Source organism: Rhodococcus sp. SORGH_AS_0301, from assembly GCF_030818285.1.
In the GTDB taxonomy this organism is placed as follows: domain Bacteria; phylum Actinomycetota; class Actinomycetes; order Mycobacteriales; family Mycobacteriaceae; genus Rhodococcoides.
Map to the genome: position 1 here is coordinate 3,210,602 of NZ_JAUTAC010000002.1, position 21,660 is coordinate 3,232,261.

Here is a 21,660-nt window from a genome sequence, read left to right on the forward strand (position 1 = left end):
GCACAATTCTCCGCAGGTGCCCCGCTGCACCCGGAGTTCGGTGCTCGACTGTCGAAACCGACGGCGGTCGGCACCGACTTCCCGAGTTCGCGAGGCCCGTCACCGGTCGGCGCGACCTGAGACAGTGATGGAAAGAGCGCCGTGACCACGTCGGACCCCACACCGCCCGAGCTGCGGCTCGCTCTGGCCGTCCGGGCAGTTGCCGCACTCGCCGACGACGACCACGTCGCCGAGCTGCTCGATCGACTGACCGACGTCGCCTGCACCCTCGTCGATGCCGCCGACCACTGCGGCATCACGCTGTCGATCGGCGATGTCACCTTCACCGCCGCAGCCTCGAGCACGGAGATCGCGCCGATCAACGACCAGCAGTACTCCGCCGACGACGGTCCCTGTCTGCACGCGGCTCGCACGGCCGCCACCATCGTCGTCGATTGCACGGTCGACGACGATCGATGGCCGCATCTCGGACCTGCTGCTCGCCGCGTCGGCATCAACACCATGCTGTGTGCGCCGATCGTCTGCGACGATCGGCCGGTCGGATCGCTGACCCTGTTCGCCCGTGCACCACAGGGTTTCGACGATCTCGATCACCGCCTCGTCGAGCTGCTCACCGGAGTGACAGCGGATGCTCTCGAGAGGGCTCGACGTCGCCGCGAACTACACGGAACCATCGCCGGGCTACGGGACGCGCTGGTGCACAGGGCTCCCATCGAACAGGCCAAGGGCATTCTGATGGCACTGCGTGGTATCGACGAGGATGCGGCTTTCTCTGTGCTGTCGACCCGCTCCCAACATCTCAATCGCAAGGTGCGCGACATCGCCACCGAGTTCGTCGAGTCCGTCAGCGCCGCCGCGCCGACCGGCGATCTCTGACCATCAGCGACGCACCCGCTCCCCTGTCAGTGGAGCCCACCGTCCACCGGAGCAACGAGGTCCCCCACGTCTCGCGGCTACCCGCGTCGAGCAGGCCGGGTGCGTTTGGCGCTGTACAGGGCCGTGTCGGCGAGGGCGAGGAGGTCGGCGAGCCGGACGGTTCCGGAGTTGTACGCGATCCCGATGGTGACGGACACCTCGACATCGCTCTCGTCGAGCGCGATGGGTTCGCGAACCCTGTCACCTAGTCGGGCGGCCAGCCGGTCCGCACCCTGCTCGCCGCCGGCGCCCGTCGGGGCGAACGACGCAATGATGAACTCGTCGCCACCGATTCTGCCGATCACATCCTCCGAACCGCACTCGGACCGCAGACGCTGAGCGAGCGTACGCAGGACGAGATCACCCGCCGCGTGTCCGTGAGTGTCGCTGATCTCCTTGAAGTAATCGACGTCCACGAACAGCAGCGCCGTCGGAGCAGCGAGGTCGCAGTCCGGGTGGGTGAGCCTCTCCAGCAGTGCCGACCGGTTCAGGACGCCGGTCAGGTCGTCATGACGAGACCGGTCCAGAATCGACTGGTACGCGTCGACCAGGCGAGCGGTCCGTTCGACGGTCTCGGTGACGTCGCGAAAATTGATCGCCACGTGCCCGTCCACGAAACTGCCCGTCAGTTCGATGGTGCGACCGGGCACGTACAGGGATGCCGTCTGCAGCGTCACCTCACCACGCGTGGCGAGGACCTCGCGGTGGAAGTCACCGAAGAACGAGTCCCGCGTCCGCGGCAGTGCGTCGTGAATGTGTCGGCCCAGGATCTCGGCGCGAGGCACCCCGAGATGCCGTTCGCTCTCCGTGTTGATGTAGCGGACCACCATGTCTTCGCCCAACACCATGAAGCCGAGCGAGACCCGATCCAGCACCCGCGTGAGTACGGCGTCTGCGCCGAGTTCGGGGTCCACGGCGAGCACGATGCCGGTGAGAACTCCGGCGCCGGACTCGTTCGTCTTCTCGATGGTCATACTCCGGGTCAGGACGTACCGCAGGGACCGGTCCGGAAGCACGATCCGGTAGAGGCACTCGGCCCCGAGCGAGGTGTGGGCATCCTCGAACATCCGCTGCACGACACTCTCGTCGTCGGGATGCACTCGTTCGTGCCACACCTGCATCGCGGGACGGTCCGCGGGCGCCGCGAAGATCTCCCTCGCGCGGTCGTCGAGATCCAGGCGCCGGGCAGCGATGTCGTAGCGGATCACACCGATGGTGGCCGCTCGCGCCTCGACGTCGGACACCGACGGCTGCCCCGGCGACCACTGCAGACGATGTACCGACACCCTGACACCCACTCGTTCGTGCTCACGGTCGGGGACATCCTTCGCCACCCGCCCCGGATATCGTTCTACACCGGCGCACCCGGCGATCTGACCGTTTCGCCCCATCGCCGGGCGGCACTGGTCGCCGAATAGCCCGGACGGTTCCCCGATGACCGGGGAACCGGAAGCGAGCCGACAGTATGGACACTGCTGTCCGAGTTCGAGAAGAACAAGGGTCGTCGCGCGGAATTGGCCGAGGCTGTCGGTTCAGTGCAGGCGGCGGTCCGCGACACTATTTCACTCGGCTCGAGAGACGGCCCCGAGATCGTGGACGGTCTCGAGATGCACCGGCCCGTCGAGCACCCGCTCCACCCTGACGAGCGGCGTCACACACGTGTCACGCTCACCCCGGCGGGAAGGCCGTCGTCGCCACCAGCGAGACCGTCCTGTCGCCCCGTGGGGTTCACCCGACTCTCCCCCGCCGCCTCACGAGCTGAGATCGACGCTGATTCCCAGTCCTCGCTCACGAGCTGCTGTGATGACGAGGCGTGCGACGGCGAGGTCCTCCGCACCGATGCCGGTCGAGTCGAAGAGTGTGATCTGCTCGTCCGATGATCGACCGATCCTCCGGCCGGTGATGACGTCACCGATCTCGGTGCTCAGGTCGTCCTCGGTCACCGCACCCTCGGCGAGTGCGAGCACGGCATCCCCCGATTTGGACAGCGCGGTGCTTCGACTGTCCACGACGACCCGCGACCGCGCCATGGCCTCACCGTCCACTTCACGTTCGTTCGGGCGTGGCGCTGCACCTACCACGTTCAGATGCGTTCCGGTGGTGAGCCATTCGCCGCGCAGGATCGGGTGAACCGACGGGGTGAGAGTGCAGACGATGTCGGCGCAGCGGGCCATCTCTTCCACCGACGCTGCCGACCGCACCAGGAGATCGTCACCCTCGAGGGCCGTACGGAACGTCTCCACCGTGCTCGCCGATCTGGACCACACCAGAACACTGGTCACGTCCCGCACAGTGCGGATCGCGCGGACATGCTCGACCGCGAGCGCGCCGGCGCCGACGACACCCAGCACAGCCGGCCCCGGCCGTGCCAGGTACCGGGTGGCGACTGCACTGGCGGCTGCGGTCCTGATGGCAGTGATCGCACGTCCGTCCAACAGAGCGACGCATTCTCCGGTGCGAGTCGAGGTGACCAGCATCGTCGACCGCTGACGAGGAAGTCCGCGCGCACGATTCGCGGGTGCGTCGCAGAGCACCTTGGCCACCGCCAGTTGCGCGACACCGGACTGGGCCACCATGGGGATGATGCGGGCGTCGTCGGTTCCGTTCATCGACGGCGGAACCGGGTTCTGGGCGCTGCCCTGACTCAATTCCACGAACATCCGCTGGACTGCTTCCAGGACGGTCGTGCGGTCCAGGAGCGCCGAGATCTCCGAGTGACGCAGTACCAGTGTCACCGTTCAGCCGACCGTCGTCAGTTCCGCAGCGTCGACGATGTGCGAGGTGACCAGGTCCTCGAACGCGGGGGCACGACCGACCATCTTCTCCTCGTGGAGGATGCGCATCCAGCGGTCGCTCGCAGCACCGTCGATGCGCACCGTGTCCCAGGTGCGGGACTGCTGAATCCTGGTGCAGGCGGCGGACAAAGTGGACAGCGGCATCGTGGGCCAGTGCTCGGCGAGCAAGGGTTCGAGTTCACTGACCGGAGTCGCCTTGACCGTTGCCATCGCAGCGTCCAAGGCGGATGTGAACGCGACCAACCGGTCCTGCAGTTCGTCGACACGGTCGGTGCGGCAGTAGTACACACTGTTCGGGCCGAGCCCGCCGACGTCTGCGTACTCGACGACGATGTGTCCGGTGTGGCGGTCCGACATCGACTGAGCGGTCGTGATGTCGAGAATGATCGCGTCACCCAGTCCGTCCTCGAACAATTCGACGAACATCGGCGTGGAGAGGTCGCGGAGGAACGTGGTGGCGGCGGAGTCGATTCCCGCTTCCCGCATCATTCCCGCGGTGATCGCATACGGCGCGCTACCACCGATTCCCGGCGCCAATACGGTCTTCCCGGTCAGCATCGACCAGTCGAATCCTTCTGGTGTCGGCTCTCGCATGACGAGCGCCTTGGGGAACTGGTGATTGAGCTGCGCGAACACGGTGAGCTGACGAGATGTACCCCAGTACATTCCGGGAACCCACAGTCCGCCGAGCGCGATGTCCGCAGCACCGCTGTCGAGATCGTCGAGCACGCCGGTCCATGGGTCACACGCCTTCGCGTGCACCGACATACCGCGCTCGGCGAACATGCCGGCGTGATCGGCGTAGTACTCGGGAAGGTAGTTCAGCCCGTGCGCGGTGGCGGAGACGAACAGTGACTCGGTCATGATGGATGTTGCCTTTCTGTTGTGGTGCACTGTGTTCGAGTGTCAGGCTGCGACGAGCTCCTTCTCGTTCACTTCCTCGAGGGACTGTCCGAACGTCTCGGGTCCGAACCGGGCGACGACGACCAGGAGGACGTACATGGCCGCGATCATGAAGAACACTCCGGCCACTCCCGCGCGGTCGAAGAAGAAGAGAGCTGCGAACGGCATGACAGCGCCGGCTACATTGCCGATTCCGTTGACGATGGACGTGCCCATTCCGCGGATCGAGGTGGGGAACAGTTCCGGCGTCCACACCGACAGCATGGTGTTGAGCATCATCGTGAAGAACTGGAAGACGGCGCCGAGAACGAGGATGGTGGCAACGCTGTTCGCGAGAGTCGCGAACGCGACCGCAGACATGCATCCGAGTACGGCCGCGGTCATCACAGTGGGCCGCCGCCGGACTCGGCCGGCGAGATAGCACGCGGCACAGGCGCCGAAGAGACTGCCGACGTTCATGATCATGGTGAACAGCAGTGAGTCCGTGAGGGAGTAGCCCCGCGAGACCAACAGGATGGGCATGAGGAACAGGAGGGTGACCTGGGCACCGAACGACATCCACGAGGCGGCTCCGACCGCCGCGGTGCGGCGCAGATTCTGCCCGCGGAACACCTCGGCGTACGACGTCGACGAGGTGGTGGGCAGGATGTCGGCATCGGTCACGAACTGCTTCGTCGGCCCCGGGTCGCGAAGCCCCGAGATCGAGCCACTGGCCAGCCGCGTCAGACTTCGATTGGCCTCGTCGACACGCCCTTTGGACAACAGGAAACGCGGCGATTCCGGAAGGTAGCGCCGGAAGAACACGACCAGCAGTGCCGGAACCGCGAGGATGACGTAAGTCCAGCGCCACGACGTGTCGTCGCCGCCGAGCACGCCTCCGAGCGGACCGAGCACGAGCATGAAGAAGCCGAACGATGCGATGTTGCCGATGCCTCCGGACGAGATGTTGAGAGTGGCGAGGAGAGAACCGCGGTGGCGGGTCGCGACCAGTTCGGCGAGGATCGCCAAACCGACCGTGAACTCGCCGCCCAGACCGATGCCCACGATGAATCGGCTCGCCAGCAGCATCTCGTAACTGACGGACGCGGCACTGATCAGTCCGCCGAGGGTGTAGACCAGCAGGTTCAGGCTGAGCGCCACCCGCCTGCCCCACCGGTCGGCGATGTAGCCACCGATGAGGCGGCCCACGAGTCCACCGATCACGGTGGCGGTGTTGATGAATGTCAACTGCGCGTTGCCGATTCCGAGAGAGTCCTTGATGAGCGGGCCCATGGCGCCGGTGGAGTTCTGCTCGAGACTGTCGAAGAACAACCCCGCCATGAGGAGGAGGACGACAGCTCCCTGGACGCGGGTGAATCCGATGCGGTCGAGGGTGCTGGACAGTGCCGATGCCGGCACGGGATCGACGCCCGGTGGGATCGACGCCGGAGTGGATGTGGACATGGTGTGCTCCAGGGGACTGGACGGCACCGGGAACGGATGTCAGCCGGCGAGTCGCCTCTCCACGTGCTCCGAAACGACTGCCTAATTTGTATACAAACCACGTGTCATTCCCGTTGCTCGGCGCTACGGATGTGTTAATCCCCTGATATACACCTCAGATAGTATACGAAGTGACGGACCGACTACTCAGGTGTCGGCTTCGTCCTGCCGGAGATGCTCGTCCATGAGGAACCCCGCCTGGACGGGCGCGCCACCGAGGATGGCCGAGGCGAGCGCCGCGTGGTCGTGAACGGTGGCATCGGGATCGTCACCGAGGCCCCACTCGACGCGTCGATTGACGCCCGCCAGCATCTCTCTGAGTTGGTCGTTGCCCGAGGCGATGGCGATGAGGTCGTGAAACGACCGGGCGTCGCTCCGGTCGGCGGATGGTTCACCACTGCGCTCCCGCGCCTGTTCGACGACGCGCGCCAGCTCGTCCGCCACCGGGCCACCCCGGTTGCGCGCAGCCAGCTGGGCGGCGAGGACCTCGAGTCCGTGCCGGACCTCGAGCAGCTCTCGATTGTCCTTGTGGAGAGTGGTCGACACCGTCGCACCGCGATACCGCACAGTGGTGACGAAACCTTCGGCTTCCAACTGCGCCAGAGCCTCTCGAACCGGCACGCGAGACACACCGAAACTCTTGGCGATGGTCTCCTCGACGAGCCTCTCCCCGCCGACACGACGACCCGAGAGGATCTCCTCCCGCAAGTGTGCCGCGATGGTGTCGCCGGGTGACCTGTCGTTCTCTCGACCCGCGTCCACGGGAAGAAGTCTAGTCGGCCGGTCCTCTCGATGCCGGGATCGTGACGACCCGTCCGCCGATCACGCCTTGTCAGCCTTGCGTTATATGCATTCATAATGCAATATTCGCATAAGCATCGGGGCGGGCCGGGTGCGGAGACCGGAGGGGATTCCATGATCACGGTGACCAGTGCCGCAGGCGGTGTCGGACGGCTGCTCGTCCGACAGCTGGCATCACGAGGTGTTCCGATACGAGCGGTGGTGAAGAACGACGACCAGGCCCGTACGACTCGGCGGGACGGGGCCACCGAGGTCGTCGTGGGCGATCTGAGAGCCCCGCAGACACTCGACACGGCCCTCGCCGGCACGACCGTCCTGTACCACGCGGCTCCGACGCAGATCATCGACGAGCGACCCATCATCGATCACCTCATCGCTTCAGGACCATCACTTGGTCTGCAGCACATCGTGTTCCACTCGGTGATCCACCCCGAACTGCACCAGCTGACCCATCATCGGCAGAAGCACATCGCGGAGGGGATGCTGCTCGACAGCGCGATCCCCACCACCGTCCTGAGACCGTCGCACTACATGCAGAACTACCTCGAGGTGTGGGACCTTCTGCACGCGGGCGTCATGCCGTACCCGGTCTCACCGGACAGCGTCATGGGAGTGGTCGACCTCGCCGATGTCGCCGAGGTGGCCGCCACCATCGCACTCGATCCGGACCCACACACCGGGCGTACCTACGACCTGTCCACCGTCGAACTGACTCGCCACCAGATGGCGGCGATCTGGTCGACGGTGTTGGGCCATCGCGTGACTGCTCTCCGCATCCCGCCGTCATCGCTCAGACACAGGACAGCCGCCCTGCCCGCGCTGGGACCGATCCTCGTCGAGGCCGTCCGGGCGACCGGAATGCACTCCGCGAGCCACCTCGTGCGGGGAATCGGCGCGGCCGCCAATCCCCGCGGCATGAACGACTGGCCGCACGATGCGCGCGAGGCGTACCGCACGATGATGTCACATTACGACCGGCACGGACTTCCCGCCGGTGATCTGACCGTGCTTCCCGCACTGCTCGGACGCGAACCCACCTCCTACGAGGAGTTCGCCCGCCGGTCCGCCTCCGAGCGTGGGCATCGGTCGAAGGACTCCCGAGGATGAGTCGCTCGCAGGATCCATTCCGACCGGCGCGGTCCATGGTGACCGGAGCGAGTTCCGGCATCGGGGCCGAGTTCGCCCGAGCCCTGGCCGCGCGCGGCTCCGACCTGGTGTTGGTGGCACGACGGGAGGACCGGTCGACCGCTCTCGCAGCCGAACTCGAACGTGCACACGGCATCCACTGCCGTACGGTCTCCCATGATCTGTCGGAACCCGCAGCCGGACGTCGACTGCGGACCCTGGTTCCCGAGAGACTGGACCTCGTCGTCAACAATGCCGGCTTCGCTGTACAGGGCCCGTTCGTCGACAACGATGCCGACGACCTCGCGCGGCTCCTGGCGGTCGATGTCGCTGCAGTGGTGGACATCTGCTCTGCCTTCCTCCCCGACATGATCTCCCGCGGCACCGGATCCGTCGTCAACGTCGCCAGCACGACGGCGTTCCAACCCGTTCCCACCCTCGCCGTCTACGCCGCAGCCAAGGCGTTCGTCCTGAGCTTCACGCAGTCGCTGTGGTACGAGTCCAGGCGCCACGGTGTCCGAGTGTTCGCACTCGCCCCGGGTCCGACGCGCACCGAGTTCTTCGATGTCATCGGCGAGTCCGCCGCGACGACCGGCTCGTACCAGTCACCCGCCGAGGTCGTCGCCACCGCGATGCGCGCCCTCGACGCCAGAACCTCACGTCCACACGTCATCTCAGGACGGAGGAACACCATCGCGGCCGCCACGGCAGCGCTGACGCCACCTCGGGTACTGCTTCCGGCGGTGGCGCGGCTACTGCGCTGATCTCCCGAGTTGCCGTCCCCGCTCGGCCGACACGGACTGTAGTGTCACGATCATGGCCAGGGCCTCGAAGTTCACTGCGGCCGACCGTCGCGCCGCTGTGGAGCGTGCCTTCGAGGGAACAGAGAGTCCCACCGCCGTCGCATCTGATCTGGGTGTCCACCCGACCACTCTCTATCGGTGGGCCGCGTCCGACACGGCGGACGACCCGGGGCCGGCGCCCACTCGGCTCGTCCACGCCACCCAGACGCTGCTCGAACACTCCGACTACGGCGACATCACCGTGGAGGCCGTGGCGCAGCACTGCGGACTCGCGGCCCGGACCGCATTCCACCACTTCCCCACCAAACGCGACCTGTTCCACGCAGCCGTCAACGAAGCCGCCACCACGCTGATCGACCGCATGGCAACGCGTTCCGAGCAGGAGACGTGGCCGGACGATCCTCTGGGACAGCTGCGATCGTTCCTGCACATCGCCGCGGCCACCATCTACGACACTCCAGCGACCCACGTGCTGTTCCGCAACATCGGTGTTCCCCGCAGCGAAGGAACCGCCGAGGGGTGGCACACCGACTTCGTCGTCGCGATCGAACAACTGCTACACAGAGCGGCCGATGCCGGTCAGATCGAACGCCACACCGACGTGGCTGCGGCAGCGCAACTCGTGACCGGCGCCATGCGCGGGATCCACACCGCCGTGTTCGACGGCGCCTCTCCCGATGTCGCACTCGACCTGGTGGACCGCGTTCCCCTGCTGATACCCGGCCCCCGTCGAACGTGAGATTCGCAGCGTCGAGGCACCCCGCACCTCACCCGATCACGCGGTACCGCAACATCATCTCGTGATCCTCGTGGTCGAGGATGTGGCAGTGCCACATGTAGCCCTGCAGATCTCTGGCCGGTGCGCTGTGAGCTGCATGGTCGTAGGACGCCAGGGCACCCGGTTCGGGCGGCCGGGGGAACACGGCGTCGGGATCGAAGTCGAGTTCCTCGGCGGTGGGGAATCGCACGACGATGCGAGTCACGGTACCGGGATCGAGTCGCACCGTGTCCTTCCACCCGCTCTCCCATGGCGCGGGAGGGAGTCCCGGACCGGCGAGGAAGGGTTCCGGTGACGGCGTCCACTTCGTGCCGACGGCGGGTTGCGGATGAGCGAGTTGAAGCTCGACGGTGCGTAGCGGGACGCGCTCGAGAATGCGGAAGTGCACCAGGTGCAGATGGATCGGATGCGGATCCGCCGTGACGTTCACGATGTCCCACCGCTCGGTGGTCCCGGCGCGGGGAGATTCGATGTCCCCGTCGGTGTAGCGGAGGTTGTTGAGAGCCATGTACGCCGGCGGAAGCCGTAGCGCGTACGGCTGACTGACGGTGACGACACGGTGGCGGTCGGGAGTTGCGATCGGCGGTAGTGGTTCCGGTCGTGATCCACCGTCGCGCAGACGGTTCGGGATCGCGCCCGTGTGGCCGCGAGCCGCGGTGACGTCGAAGCGGCAGAAGTGCGTCATGGCGACGGCGCCTAGTTGCGCAGCCTGGAACGGTGGTGCCTCGTCGTTGAGCAGCCGCACCGCCGTGCCGGGTTCGACTGCCCCGAAGTCCACGAGCACGTCGTAGCGCTCCCCCGGGGCGATCCGGAGGTGTCGAGTCTCGACCGGGGCATCGAGCAGTCCGCCGTCGTTACCGATGACCAGAAACGGGATCTCGTGATCGAGGTAGAGATTCCAGACGCTGTACGAGCCGGCGTTGATCATACGAAAGCGATACACCCCGCGAGCGACCGGGACACGCGGCCACACAGCACCGTTCACCACTCCGAGATCGCCGACGGCCCCGCCTTCCCAGGATCCTTCGGGCACCACGGGGGTGGATCGCAGGCTCGCTCTGCCATCAGGATTCAGGATCTTCTCCTGCAGTACGAGCGGCATCTCGAACTCACCTGCGGGCAGACCCAGCGGATTGCTCGGCTCGCCGGTGTCGAAGCGGTCGCGAAGCAGAACGTTCCCGGCGAGTCCGCCGTACACGTTCGCGCGGGTGATTCCCATGGCGTGGTCGTGGTACCAGAAGTGCGCAGCTTCCTGGCGGAACGGGAACTCGTAGCGCAGGGTGCGACCGTAATGCACTAGTTGCTCGGCGTGCCCGTCGCTGTCCGGCGGAGTCAGCCCACCGTGCAGATGCAGCACCGTCGGCGGACTGGTCCGGAAGAGAGGCGAAACCCCGTGGAGACTCGTGTCGAGATCGCGCGCGAACGGATGCGGGCCGAGGTCGTTGGTGAGCGTGAGCGACATCCGTTGACCGGACACCGCTTCGAGGGTGGGGCCGAGCACCGTGGTCGCCACCCCGTCCACCTCGTACGCCATCGCCGGCGCCGCAGACACTCCCGAGTGATACCGATGCATCGTGGACACGGTTCGGACAACGTGGTCGGCCCCGCGCACAGTAGGTAGCGGAGCCACCTCGTCGATGTACGGCGTCAGTGCCGGCGAGTGGAACAACAGCGGACTCGAGAGGGTCGGCTGAGCCTGAGCGCGGGTGGCAACACCCCCCGTCGCACCCACTGTCACCGCCAAGCCCAGATTGCGCAGGAACCGCCGGCGCGCCATCGCACCGTCACGACCGACCGAGAACTCCTCCGCCACTTCGCACCCCCATGCCCGCGGCGCGAGTGCGCCGGGCTGACCGTACCGCACCGTATGGTGTGTCAGGCCCGTTTCGGCGGAGTGACGGGCAGCTACCGCGCGGTCAGCAGGGCGAACATCGCCCGCACCTCGTCCGGGGTCGGCGTGGGAAGGTTGTCGCGGGCATGCACGAAACCGATTCCCGCGTACACGAGAAAGCCTGCCCGCAACCGTGCCTCGGCCTCGTCGAACCCCAGTTCGCGCATCGAGTTCTGAACCACGTCGAAGATGCGTTGATCGAGCTCCCGGACGACCACGGCAATCTTGTCGTAGGTCCGAGCCCAGTCCCGCACTGCCGCCTCGACAGCCCAGGTACGTTCCTGCAGAAGCAGTTCCGCCATCACCTGCAGTCTCGCGTCCACCGGTACGGTGTCCACCTGCGCCAGTCCGCGGAGCGTGTCGTTCTGCTCGTCGCACCACTTGTCGGCGATGGCGGTCATCAGCTCGTCGATGTCGGCAAAGTGCCAGTAGAAGCTGCCCTTGGTCACCTTCAGCCGCTCGCACAGCGTCGTGATCTTCACTTCCGACACGCCCTCGCTCACCAGCAGTGCGAAGGCGGCGTCGATCCAGTCGTCGACGGTGAGCCGCGGAGCCCGTGGCGCGGGCGCCGACTTCTTCTCACTGCCACGCCGTCGACGTGCGGGAGCGCCACTCCGGGTGCGGGCATCGCCGGACGCGGCCTCGGGTGCCATCGCTCTCCTTCGTGTCATCGGGCTCGACTGATTCGTTGATCGTACGATCACCTCGTCGGCTCAGGTCCGACCGAGTGCGTCCAGCGCGAGTCGCCGTACCTGCTCGTCGCTCGAGAGCCGGGTGTGGTCGACCGTGCTGGTCGGATCGACAGACTGCACGACGATCGCCTCGCCACCCGGCATCGCACTCGTGAGCGGAGCGGTCACGAGTCCGTCGGTCGCCGTGACGAGGTCGACATACCGCACCCCAGCGACCGGTACGTCGACGGGCGGAGTCGTGAGAAACGACGACCCCGCGACGATCTGGCCGCACGCCCCGCACCACGGACCCACCAGGGGCTTCTCCAGACGGGCCAATTCGTCGTAAATTCCGATACCGCGGTTGAACGCGGCGATCGTGCCGGCCCCGGCGAGGTTCGTTCCGCGCCAGAGAGGCCCGATCGTGAGCAATGTGGACACCGGGGCAGGTCCGTCGTTCACGGGGTGGGCCAGTGCGTACTGCACGGCCAGCGCTCCCGCGCCGCGTGCCACGACGCGTATCCGCGACTCCCCGGTGCGGGACAGGATCCCGTCGATCGCCGACCGCACCTGCGACGCGGAGTCCTCGAGTGCAGCCAGCCCGGCGACCGTGGCGACCGGCCGGAGCGCCTCCGTGAGAGCCGATTCGCCGTAGGTCAGCGTGACCGGACACCACCCGCTCCTCGTCAGATCGTCGGTCCACCCGTCCCACTCCGCCGCGGAGGAACCCAGGTCGTGCAGCAGGAGAACAGTGTCGACGCACGGATCCGCCGGGCCGGCCGTGGACGGAGCCACGACACACGCCTGGACTCCGGTCGCGATGAGCACGACGGACATGAGCCTGCTGCACAACGACATTCATCTCTCCCGAGGTCGGATCATCGAAACCGTTCGAACACACCATACAGTGCGGTATGGTGGCCTGAGTCACAGCCGCTGTTGCTGATTGTCACCGGAAGGGTATGCCGCATGGACCACGCACGGACACTGGTCGGCCGGTGAGCGTCTCCACCTCGCGCGCAGTCACGTCGGCGGCACGCGGGGCGGTGTCGTCACTCGGCGAGTTCTACTCCTTGGCACTCGACACCGCCCGAGCACTCGCGAAGCGGCCGTTCCAGTGGCGGGAGTTCGTCGATCAGAGTTGGTTCATCGCCCGGGTGTCCCTGCTGCCGACGATCCTGATGTCGGTCCCGTTCACGGTGCTGGTCGTCTTCACCCTGAACTCGTTGCTCATCGAGATCGGTGCCTCCGATCTGAGCGGTGCGGGCGCAGGCCTGGGCGCCGTCACCCAGATCGGGCCGCTGGTCACCGTGCTCGTCGTGGCCGGCGCTGCCGCGACTGCGATCGCCGCAGATCTCGGATCGCGCACCATCCGCGAGGAGGTGGACGCCATGGAGGTGCTGGGCATCGACCCGGTACACCGCCTCGTCCTGCCTCGCGTTCTCGCCTGCACCCTCGTCGCGGCTCTTTTGAACGGCGCCGTGTGCACCATCGGACTGGTGGGCGGGTTCTTCTTCTCCGTGTACCTCCAGGACGTCACGCCGGGTGCCTATGCCGCAGGAGTCACGCTGCTGGTGGGACTTCCGGAACTGCTGCTCTCCGAGGTGAAGGCAGCACTGTTCGGTCTCCTCGCCGCGCTGGTCGCCTGTTACCGCGGACTGTCCGTGCGGGGTGGACCGAAGAGCGTCGGGGAGGCGGTCAACGAGACCGTGGTGTTCTCGTTCGTCGCCCTGTTCCTGGCCAACCTGGTCCTCACCTCCGTGGGCCTCGCCGTGAGCGGCCGCTGATGGTTCTCGAGATGAGCGACGTCGCCGCTGCGATGCGACGCCGGACGAACGCTGCCTCCGGAGCGGTCGATGTGCTCGGCGAACGCGCGATCTTCTTCACGCGTGCACTTGCGTCCACCGGCCGAGCCGTCCGGTCGTACCGCAGGGAGACGATGCGCGTCATCGCCGAGATCTCCCTCGGCACCGGGGTTCTCGCCGCGATCGGCGGCAGCATCGTCATCCTCGGTTTTCTCACGCTGTTCGCCGGTGCCACCGTCGCGGTGCAGGGTTTCGACTCGCTCGGAAGTATCGGGGTCGACGCGCTGACCGGGTTCCTGGCCGCCTACGTCAACGTCCGGGTCGTCGCACCGGTCACCGCGGGAGTCGGACTGGCCGCGACCATCGGTGCCGGAACCACCGCCGCCCTCGGCGCCATGCGGATCAGCGAGGAGATCGATGCGCTCGAGGTCATGGCGATCAAGTCGCTGCCGTACCTCGTCGGCACACGCATCGTCGCGGGCATCGTCGCAGTGGTTCCGCTCTACGCGTTGTCACTGATCACGTCGTTCCTTGCGAGCCGGGTCGCGACAGTCGTGGTGCTGGGCCAGTCCGGCGGGGTCTACGACCACTACTTCTCCACGTTTCTCGTACCCACGGATGTTCTGTGGTCGTTCGTCCAAGTCATCGTCATGGCTGTTGCGGTCATGGTCATCCACACCTACTACGGCTACACCGCCTCCGGGGGTCCCGCGGGCGTCGGCACCGCCACCGGACGCGCCGTGCGACTGTCCCTCATCACTGTCGTCAGCGTCACGCTGCTGATCTCGCTCGCGCTGTACGGCAGCGCACGATCCGTGCACCTGGCAGGGTGACATGACGCAATCCTCCGCACGCCTCAAAGGCGCTGCGCTCCTGTCGATTCTGCTGATCGTCGGAGTCGTCGCGGCGGCCTACCTCGCTTATCGGGGCACCGTCAGGGAAGCGATCATGCCGTCGGTCACCGTGTCAGTGCAGTCCGATCGCGCCGGGCTGGTGATGCAGCGGGGCGCGCTGGTCAAGATGAACGGTGTCGAGATCGGCACCGTGTCGCAGGTCCGCCCGTCGACCCGCGGCGCCGTGATCGACCTCCGCCTCCGCGGCGACATCGCGGGTTCGGTGCCCTCCGATGTCGGGGCCACCGTCGCCGCCACCACCATCTTCGGATCGAAGATGGTCACCCTCACCGCTCCCCCGTCACCGTCCGCCGTGCCCATCGCGGACGGCGCCGTCATCGCCGCCTCCTCCGTCACCGTGGAGGTGAACTCCGTGTTCGAATCGCTGACGTCCGTTCTCGTCGCGTCGCAACCCGAGAAGCTGAACACCACCCTGGGGGCGCTCTCCACCGCCCTGAACGGCCGGGGCCGCGCGCTGGGCACGACCATCGAGAACCTGGACACCGTGCTCGGGGCGGTCAGTCCGCTCGTTCCCACACTCCGACGCGACCTGCGTTCCGCTGCTGTCACATCCGGTGCACTGGGTGACAGCGCACCGGATCTGGTCAGCACTCTGGCCTCGCTGACCACCACCGCGCGCACGGTCACCGACAGCACTGATGTGCTGGGCCCCGCCCTGACGTCGCTGACGGGAGCGGCGACCGACGCTCGCACCGTTCTCGCGGAGAACGCCGACGGAGTGACCGCCACGGTGGCCGATCTGGTCCCGACGACCGGGTTGCTGCGGGAGTACTCCCCCGAGTTCACGTGCTTCCTTCAGGGCGCCGACATCGCACGGAAGGCTGCGGAGAAGGTCTCCGGCGGCAACGGCCGCACGATGTTGCTGAACAGCACCGTGCTGTTCGGGGTGCCGGCGTACGAGTACGCCACCGACCTACCGAAGGTCGCTGCCACCGGCGGGCCCCGGTGCGGTGCGCTGCCGCTGCTGTCCGACGGCGACATTCCGGCTCCCTACGTCCGCGCCGACACCGGCTCGAACCCCTTCCGCGCCGGTACGACCGCCCCCGTCCTGGACCCGACGTCCATCATCGACTTCCTCCCCGGCGGTCTCGCAGCACCGAGCACGACTCGATGAGTCACCGGGGCACCCTTGTTCGGCTCACGAGCTTCGTGGTCACCATGACCCTGGTGCTCGCCGCTCTGGTGGTCGTCTTCGGCCAGGTCCGCTTCGACTCGACCACCACCCACCGGGCGCTCTTCACCAGCGCGTCCGGCTTGCGCAGTGGTGAATTCGTCCGAGTGGCGGGTGTGGAGGTCGGATCGGTGGGCACGGTGGACATCGTCGACAACGACCACGCCGTGGTGGAGTTCGACGTGACCGATGCGTACACCGTGACCGAGTCCACCACGGCCACGATCCGCTACCAGAACCTGGTCGGCGATCGTTACCTCGAATTGGCCGACACTGCCGGTGACGCCGCGCCTCTCGCTGCCGGCGTCACCATCCCGGTCGACCGGACCTCTCCTGCACTGGATCTCGACCGACTCCTGGGCGGATTCCAACCCTTGTTCTCCGGCCTCGACCCCAGCACCGTGAACAGAGTGACCGGCGAACTCGTCGACGTCTTGCAGGGGCAGGGCGGCACCGTCGCCTCTGTGCTGGCGCGGCTCGCGAGCCTGACGTCGTCGTTGGCAGACCGTGACGAGGTGATCGGACAGCTGATCACAAATCTGCGGACCACCCTGGCGACACTCGCAGGGCGCCAGGACGACGTGTCCCTCGCGATAGACAGTGCTCAGACGCTGGTGTCCGGCCTCGCTGCCGACACCCGGACCTGGGGTGAGGCACTGACGAGCATCGACAGTTCGGCCGCCACGATCGGCGATCTGCTCGTCGACGCCCGTCCCCCGTTGGACACCACCATCGACCAGTTGCAGCGCACGGCAGCACAACTCGATGCCGGCAAGGACACCATCGCGAGCATCACCACTCGCCTTCCGGACACGTACGCCTCCCTCAGCCGCCTCGGCGCGTACGGGAACTTCTTCAACTACTACCTGTGCGGCATCAGGTTGAAGATCGACACGCCCGACGGGTGGGGCCTGACGACACCGCTCATCGGTCAGAACACGGGAAGGTGTGCCCCAGCATGATGGAACGCTTTCGCACGGTCGACACCGTCCGCACCGGCATCGTCGGCATCTTCCTCGTGGTGATCGCCGCAGCAGCAGCGATGAACGCGGCCGCACTGCCGATCGTCTCCGCCGGAACGTCGTACAGCGGATTGTTCCTCGACACCGGAGGACTCGAGACAGGCGCCGCCGTGGAGGTCGCGGGGGTGCGGGTAGGGACGGTCACCGACATCGCGGTCGCGGGACAGGCCGTCCTGGTGACGTTCTCGGTCGAGGGAAAGGTGCTGCCCGGCAACGACACCCGTCTCGCCATCGCCACCGAAACCGTCCTCGGCACCAAGAACCTCCGGATGGATCCGCGTGGTGACGGCCGCCTGTCGACGACGGAACCCGTCGGACTCGACCGCACCACCAGCCCGTATCAGCTCACGGACGCACTGGGCGATCTCACCGACGACGCGGCCGGTATCGACACCGAGCAGCTCACCGACTCACTCGCCGCCACCACCGAGATGCTCGATCGCACACCGGACGACCTGGGCCGCGCCATCGACGGGGTGGGTCGTTTGTCCGCGACGGTCGCGTCGCGGGACGAGAGCTTGCGTGACCTCCTGGCGTCGGCCGAGAAGGTCACCGGCGTCCTTGCAGACCGCAGTGCGCAGGTCGACACGCTCATCGTCGATGCGGCCACGGTTCTCGCCGAACTCGACCGACGACGCGGCGCCGTGGACACACTCTTCGGAACCGTGACGCGGTTGGCGGACCAACTGCGCGGACTGGTGGCCGACAACCAGGCCGAGCTTGCGCCGACACTGGCCTCGCTCGACTCCGTCCTCACCGTCCTGACCGACAACAAGGCGGACATCTCCGCCGCGATCGAGAACCTGGGGCCGTACGTGACGCAACTCGGCGAGGCGGTGTCCAGCGGACCGTTCTTCAACTCGTACATCCAGAACCTGATCCCCGGCCAGGTCATCAGCCCGTTCATCCGGGCTGCCCTCGGACTGGGCCCGGCTCCGGCCGATTCCACCTCCGTCAATCCGCTGACTGCGTTGAACGGAGCACCCCGATGACCAGGAGGCTCGTCGGCGTCGTGCTGTTCCTCGTCGTCGCTGCTGCCGCGTCGTACGCGATCGTGCCGCGATTCACCTCGGTTGCGGTGACGGCGGAGTTCGCGAACACCACCGGTCTGTACGTCGGTGACGACGTGCGCCTCATGGGAGTGACCATCGGCTCGGTGACCTCGATCGAGCCTCGCGGCGACCACGCGGAGGTGGGACTGCGCTACGACTCGTCGTATCCCCTTCCGGCCGACGCGAAGGCGGTCATCGTCTCGCAGAGTGTGGTCGCGTCGCGCTTCGTCCAACTCGCTCCCGCTTACGACGGCGGCGACACCCTCCGATCCGCCGACACCATCCCGCTCGACCGGACCGCCGTGCCCGTCGAGTGGGACCGCATCACCGAGCAACTCGCCCGCGTGTCCGAGACGCTCGCGCCGCAGGGCCCCACCGGGCCCGACTCGGTCGACGCCGCCAGGCCCCTCGGAGCGCTCGTCGATGCGGTGGACGCCACTATCGGCGGGCGTGGGCAGGACATCCGCACCACGCTGACCCAGCTGTCCGACGCGATGCGCACGCTCTCGGACGGCAGAACCGACCTCTACTCCCTCGTGCGCAACCTCCAGGTCTTCGTGTCGGCACTCGCTGCGAGTGATCAGCAGATCGTCACGTTCAACGAGACGATGGCCTCGGTCACCTCCGTGCTGGCCGACGATCAGGACGAGATCGGCAGCGCGCTGGCATCATTGGACGGGGCGGTGTCGGACGTGGAGCGCTTCGTCCGCGAGAACAGGACGGGCGTCGCAACCACTCTGGGCAGCCTGGAAGAGCTGACGGCCGAGCTGGCGTCCCAGCGGGACGGCATCGCGCAGATCCTCCACGTAGCGCCTACTGCGCTGTCGAATCTGAACAACATCTACCAGCCGGCGCACAACGCGATCGTGTCGTCGTTGGCGCCGAACAACTTCGCGAATCCGATGGACTTCGTCTGTTCGGCCATCGCCGCCGCCGAGCAGGTGGGAGCGCAGGAGGGAGCAGAGTCGTGTGTCCGGTACCTGGGTCCGTTGCTGAAGACTCTCGCGTTCGACTACCTGCCCCTGCAGGCGAACCCCATCACGGGTGTCGGCGCTCTGCCGGGCCAGATCGTCGACAGCGAGGGTGGGCGATGACGACACGGAGGGCCGCAACGTCGGTAGCACTCGTTTTGTGCTCGTCGGCACTGCTGTCGGCGTGCGGATGGCAGGGCCTGAACTCGCTTCCGCTGCCGGGCACGGCGGGCGACGGTCCCGGATCGTACGAGGTGGTCATCGAGATGCCCGACGTGTCCACGATCGAACGCAACGCGCGAGTCCTCGTCGGCGACGTCACCGTCGGACGTGTGGCCGATCTGGCGCTCGTCGACGGACACGCCGAGGTGACGGTGCGTCTCGACGGCAGCACCACACTCCCGGCCGATGCCGTCGCGTCGGTGGGGCAGACGAGCCTCCTCGGATCGACCCACATCGAATTGGCCGCTTCGACATCGGGAGACGCACAGGGTCGACTCTCCGATGGCGATGTGATCCCCCTCGACCGAGCGGGCGCGTACCCCACGACAGAGCAGACGTTGTCGTCGTTGTCCCTGGTACTGAACGGGGGTGGGCTCGCGCGCATCAACGACATCACGACCGAGGTGGACGCGGCACTGGACGGCAACGAGGAGTCGCTGCGCTCGGTCCTCGCGGGTCTGGAGACACTGCTCGTCGGACTCGACGATCAGAAGAGCGACATCCAGAACGCCATCGTGGATCTGGACCGATTCGCCGGGACGGTCGCCGCGAACGACGCGGTCCTGGGCGACGCGGTCACCGCGCTGGCTCCGGCTCTGACCGTGTTGTCGGATCGTCGGGGGGACCTGGTCTCGGCCCTCGACTCCCTCGGACGCCTCGGCACGACGGCGGAGGCCATCGTGAACGACACCGGCGACGACCTCGTCACAGCACTGGACGATCTGGGCCCGGTCCTCAAGTCCCTCGCGGATTCCGGAACATCACTCACCGAATCGTTCCGCTATCTCCTCACCTACCCGTTCCCCATCGACGTCTACAAGAACGCGGTGCGCGGCGACTATGCCAACGGCGAGGTGACGCTCGATCTCCGGATGGCCACGCTGGACAACGCTCTCCTTCTCGGCACGCCGTTCGAAGGGATGCTCGCCGGGCTCGAAGGAGCCGTGGGCGCCATGGCACCCACCCCGACGCCCACGCTGCCCACCGTGAACGACCTGCTATTGCCCCCGAACCTTCTGCCCCCGAACCTTCCGCCACAGAACGGCGCACCATGACTCCGACTGTCCGACTCCGTGTCCAGCTGACGGTCATCGCCGTGGTGGCAGTGCTGTCGGTGGGGATCACGGGTGTCCACTACGCACGCATCCCGCAAGAGCTGGGGCTGGGCCGGTACAGCGTGACTGTGGAGCTCGCGGGGGGCGCCGGCCTGTACACCAACGCCAACGTCACGTACCGCGGCAGCGAGATCGGCAAGGTCAGTGCCCTGCGCGTCACTCCCACCGGTGCGTCGGCCGTCGTCTCCCTGTCCTCGGACGTGTCGGTTCCTGCGTCGACACGCGCCGAGGTGCACAGCATGTCGGCCATCGGCGAACAGTTCATCGATCTCCTGCCCGACACGGACGACGGGCCCTTTCTGGAAGACGGGTCGGTCATCCCGATCGACCGCACCACCATCCCCACCGCGGTGGCCCCGACGATCGACCGGCTCGACGCCGCGTTCCGCTCCGTCGACCCGGTGACTCTCGGCCGCGTTCTCGACGACAGCTCCCTCGCGCTGGGCGCCGACGGTGACACCCTCGGCGAGCTGCTCGACTCGCTCGGGTCCGTCACCACGGCGACGCGGGAGAACATCGACCCGATCGCGGCCCTCGTCACCGATCTCGACCCCGTGCTCGGTGCGACCGCCGCGAGCAGTGACGCCATCCGGTCGTGGGCCGCGTCGCTGGCCACCGTCACCGGTCAGGTGTCGGCGCGCGACGGCAACCTACGATCCGTCATCGACGGTGGTGAACCCCTGGGCGCTGCGGTGTCGGGCCTCTTCCAGGACCTGCGCCCCACACTCCCCCTGTTGTTGTCGAACCTGATCAGCGTCGAGCAGGTGGCCGTCACCTACAACGCTGCGCTGGAACAGATCCTGGTTCTGTATCCCCCTCTCATCGCTGCCACGCAAGGCACCGGTAAAGCGAATGCCGATGCCGGTGACCCCGGCCAGAACACCTACTTCGCCGCACAACTCAACGACCCGCCGCCGTGCACGGAAGGTTTCCTCCCCGCCGACCAACGCAGGTCACCCGTCGAGGTCGACACCGTGCCGACGTCGACCGACCTGTACTGCAAGGTTGCGCCGGACGACCCGAGCGCGATCCGCGGTGCACGCAACCTGCCGTGCCAGGAGTTCCCGGGCCGGCGGGCGGCGACGGTGCAGTTGTGCCGACAGGGTGCCTACGACCCGAACAACGGGTCGTACATCACCGATGACGGGTCGCGCTGGGTCGAGTCGACGCTGTCCGACGCGCCGCCCGCAACGGTGGAACAGATGATGCTGCCGGACGAGTGAA

General features: G+C 66.9%; 20 protein-coding genes. 12 read left to right on the forward strand and 8 right to left on the reverse strand.

Annotated features, from left to right (window positions below; translation table 11 throughout):
* The first annotated feature begins 141 nt into the window (after positions 1-141).
* Entirely contained in the window at positions 142-876 is a 735-nt protein-coding gene (locus QE397_RS15800) for a GAF and ANTAR domain-containing protein (RefSeq protein WP_056449433.1), read from the forward strand.
* Between the two features lie 77 nt (positions 877-953).
* Here QE397_RS15800 and QE397_RS15805 read toward each other — a convergent pair whose 3' ends face one another.
* From QE397_RS15805 to QE397_RS15825, 5 genes are all read right to left on the reverse strand, one after another.
* Positions 954-2,201, reverse strand: coding sequence for a diguanylate cyclase (locus tag QE397_RS15805; protein ID WP_307095831.1), 1,248 nt, complete (start codon positions 2,199-2,201; stop codon positions 954-956).
* 465 nt (positions 2,202-2,666) lie between these two features.
* Positions 2,667-3,650 carry an ornithine cyclodeaminase family protein gene (locus QE397_RS15810; RefSeq protein ID WP_307095833.1) on the reverse strand — a complete coding sequence of 328 codons (984 nt, stop codon included), beginning with the start codon at positions 3,648-3,650 and terminating at the stop codon, positions 2,667-2,669.
* Between the two features lie 3 nt (positions 3,651-3,653).
* Positions 3,654-4,574 carry an ABC transporter substrate-binding protein gene (locus tag QE397_RS15815; RefSeq protein ID WP_307095835.1) on the reverse strand — a complete coding sequence of 307 codons (921 nt, stop codon included), beginning with the start codon at positions 4,572-4,574 and terminating at the stop codon, positions 3,654-3,656.
* Between the two features lie 42 nt (positions 4,575-4,616).
* Positions 4,617-6,056 (reverse strand): MFS transporter, encoded by a 1,440-nt coding sequence (locus tag QE397_RS15820; protein ID WP_307095837.1) that lies wholly within the window; start codon positions 6,054-6,056, stop codon positions 4,617-4,619.
* Between the two features lie 186 nt (positions 6,057-6,242).
* Positions 6,243-6,857, reverse strand: coding sequence for a GntR family transcriptional regulator (locus QE397_RS15825; protein WP_307095839.1), 615 nt, complete (start codon positions 6,855-6,857; stop codon positions 6,243-6,245).
* Between the two features lie 153 nt (positions 6,858-7,010).
* Between QE397_RS15825 and QE397_RS15830 the strand changes: the two genes are divergently transcribed.
* Genes QE397_RS15830 through QE397_RS15840 form a run of 3 tightly spaced genes read left to right on the forward strand, consistent with a single transcriptional unit; the run spans position 7,011 to position 9,563 of the window.
* Positions 7,011-8,003 carry an SDR family oxidoreductase gene (locus QE397_RS15830; protein WP_307095841.1) on the forward strand — a complete coding sequence of 331 codons (993 nt, stop codon included), beginning with the start codon at positions 7,011-7,013 and terminating at the stop codon, positions 8,001-8,003.
* Positions 8,000-8,785 (forward strand): SDR family oxidoreductase, encoded by a 786-nt coding sequence (locus QE397_RS15835; RefSeq protein ID WP_307095843.1) that lies wholly within the window; start codon positions 8,000-8,002, stop codon positions 8,783-8,785. The genes QE397_RS15830 and QE397_RS15835 overlap by 4 nt, the downstream gene beginning before the upstream one ends.
* Before the next feature lie 52 nt (positions 8,786-8,837).
* Positions 8,838-9,563: a TetR family transcriptional regulator gene (locus tag QE397_RS15840; protein ID WP_307095846.1), complete on the forward strand. Its 726-nt coding sequence runs from the start codon at positions 8,838-8,840 to the stop codon at positions 9,561-9,563.
* A gap of 28 nt (positions 9,564-9,591) precedes the next feature.
* Here the strand turns inward: QE397_RS15840 and QE397_RS15845 are convergent, their stop codons facing one another.
* The 3 genes from QE397_RS15845 to QE397_RS15855 all read right to left on the reverse strand — a co-directional run bounded on the left by QE397_RS15845 (position 9,592) and on the right by QE397_RS15855 (position 13,001).
* The gene (locus QE397_RS15845; RefSeq protein ID WP_307097594.1) at positions 9,592-11,379 is read right to left on the reverse strand and encodes a multicopper oxidase family protein; all 1,788 of its coding nucleotides are present in this window, start codon (positions 11,377-11,379) and stop codon (positions 9,592-9,594) included.
* Between the two features lie 128 nt (positions 11,380-11,507).
* Positions 11,508-12,146 carry a TetR/AcrR family transcriptional regulator gene (locus QE397_RS15850; protein ID WP_027504457.1) on the reverse strand — a complete coding sequence of 213 codons (639 nt, stop codon included), beginning with the start codon at positions 12,144-12,146 and terminating at the stop codon, positions 11,508-11,510.
* A 60-nt stretch (positions 12,147-12,206) separates the two neighbouring features.
* Positions 12,207-13,001, reverse strand: a complete 795-nt coding sequence (locus QE397_RS15855; RefSeq protein ID WP_307095848.1) for a triacylglycerol lipase — start codon at positions 12,999-13,001, stop codon at positions 12,207-12,209.
* A 125-nt stretch (positions 13,002-13,126) separates the two neighbouring features.
* On the opposite strand from QE397_RS15855, the gene QE397_RS15860 reads away from it, so the two are divergent.
* The 8 genes from QE397_RS15860 to QE397_RS15895 are packed head-to-tail and all read left to right on the forward strand — an operon-like array spanning position 13,127 to position 21,659.
* Positions 13,127-13,951 (forward strand): ABC transporter permease, encoded by an 825-nt coding sequence (locus QE397_RS15860; protein WP_082544730.1) that lies wholly within the window; start codon positions 13,127-13,129, stop codon positions 13,949-13,951.
* A gap of 11 nt (positions 13,952-13,962) precedes the next feature.
* Positions 13,963-14,802, forward strand: coding sequence for an ABC transporter permease (locus tag QE397_RS15865; RefSeq protein WP_307095851.1), 840 nt, complete (start codon positions 13,963-13,965; stop codon positions 14,800-14,802).
* A gap of 1 nt (position 14,803) precedes the next feature.
* The gene (locus QE397_RS15870; protein ID WP_307095853.1) at positions 14,804-15,997 is read left to right on the forward strand and encodes an MCE family protein; all 1,194 of its coding nucleotides are present in this window, start codon (positions 14,804-14,806) and stop codon (positions 15,995-15,997) included.
* Between the two features lie 35 nt (positions 15,998-16,032).
* Complete coding sequence (locus tag QE397_RS15875) at positions 16,033-17,016, forward strand: MCE family protein (protein ID WP_307095855.1); 984 nt, start codon at positions 16,033-16,035, stop codon at positions 17,014-17,016.
* A complete protein-coding gene (locus QE397_RS15880; RefSeq protein WP_307095857.1) occupies positions 17,013-18,068 on the forward strand; it encodes an MCE family protein in 1,056 nt (351 codons plus the stop codon). Before QE397_RS15875 ends, QE397_RS15880 begins: the two co-directional genes overlap by 4 nt.
* The gene (locus QE397_RS15885) at positions 18,065-19,222 is read left to right on the forward strand and encodes an MCE family protein (protein WP_307095859.1); all 1,158 of its coding nucleotides are present in this window, start codon (positions 18,065-18,067) and stop codon (positions 19,220-19,222) included. The genes QE397_RS15880 and QE397_RS15885 overlap by 4 nt, the downstream gene beginning before the upstream one ends.
* The gene (locus tag QE397_RS15890) at positions 19,219-20,376 is read left to right on the forward strand and encodes an MCE family protein (RefSeq protein ID WP_307095862.1); all 1,158 of its coding nucleotides are present in this window, start codon (positions 19,219-19,221) and stop codon (positions 20,374-20,376) included. The genes QE397_RS15885 and QE397_RS15890 overlap by 4 nt, the downstream gene beginning before the upstream one ends.
* A complete protein-coding gene (locus QE397_RS15895) occupies positions 20,373-21,659 on the forward strand; it encodes an MCE family protein (protein WP_307095863.1) in 1,287 nt (428 codons plus the stop codon). The genes QE397_RS15890 and QE397_RS15895 overlap by 4 nt, the downstream gene beginning before the upstream one ends.
* Position 21,660: the final 1 nt, after the last annotated feature.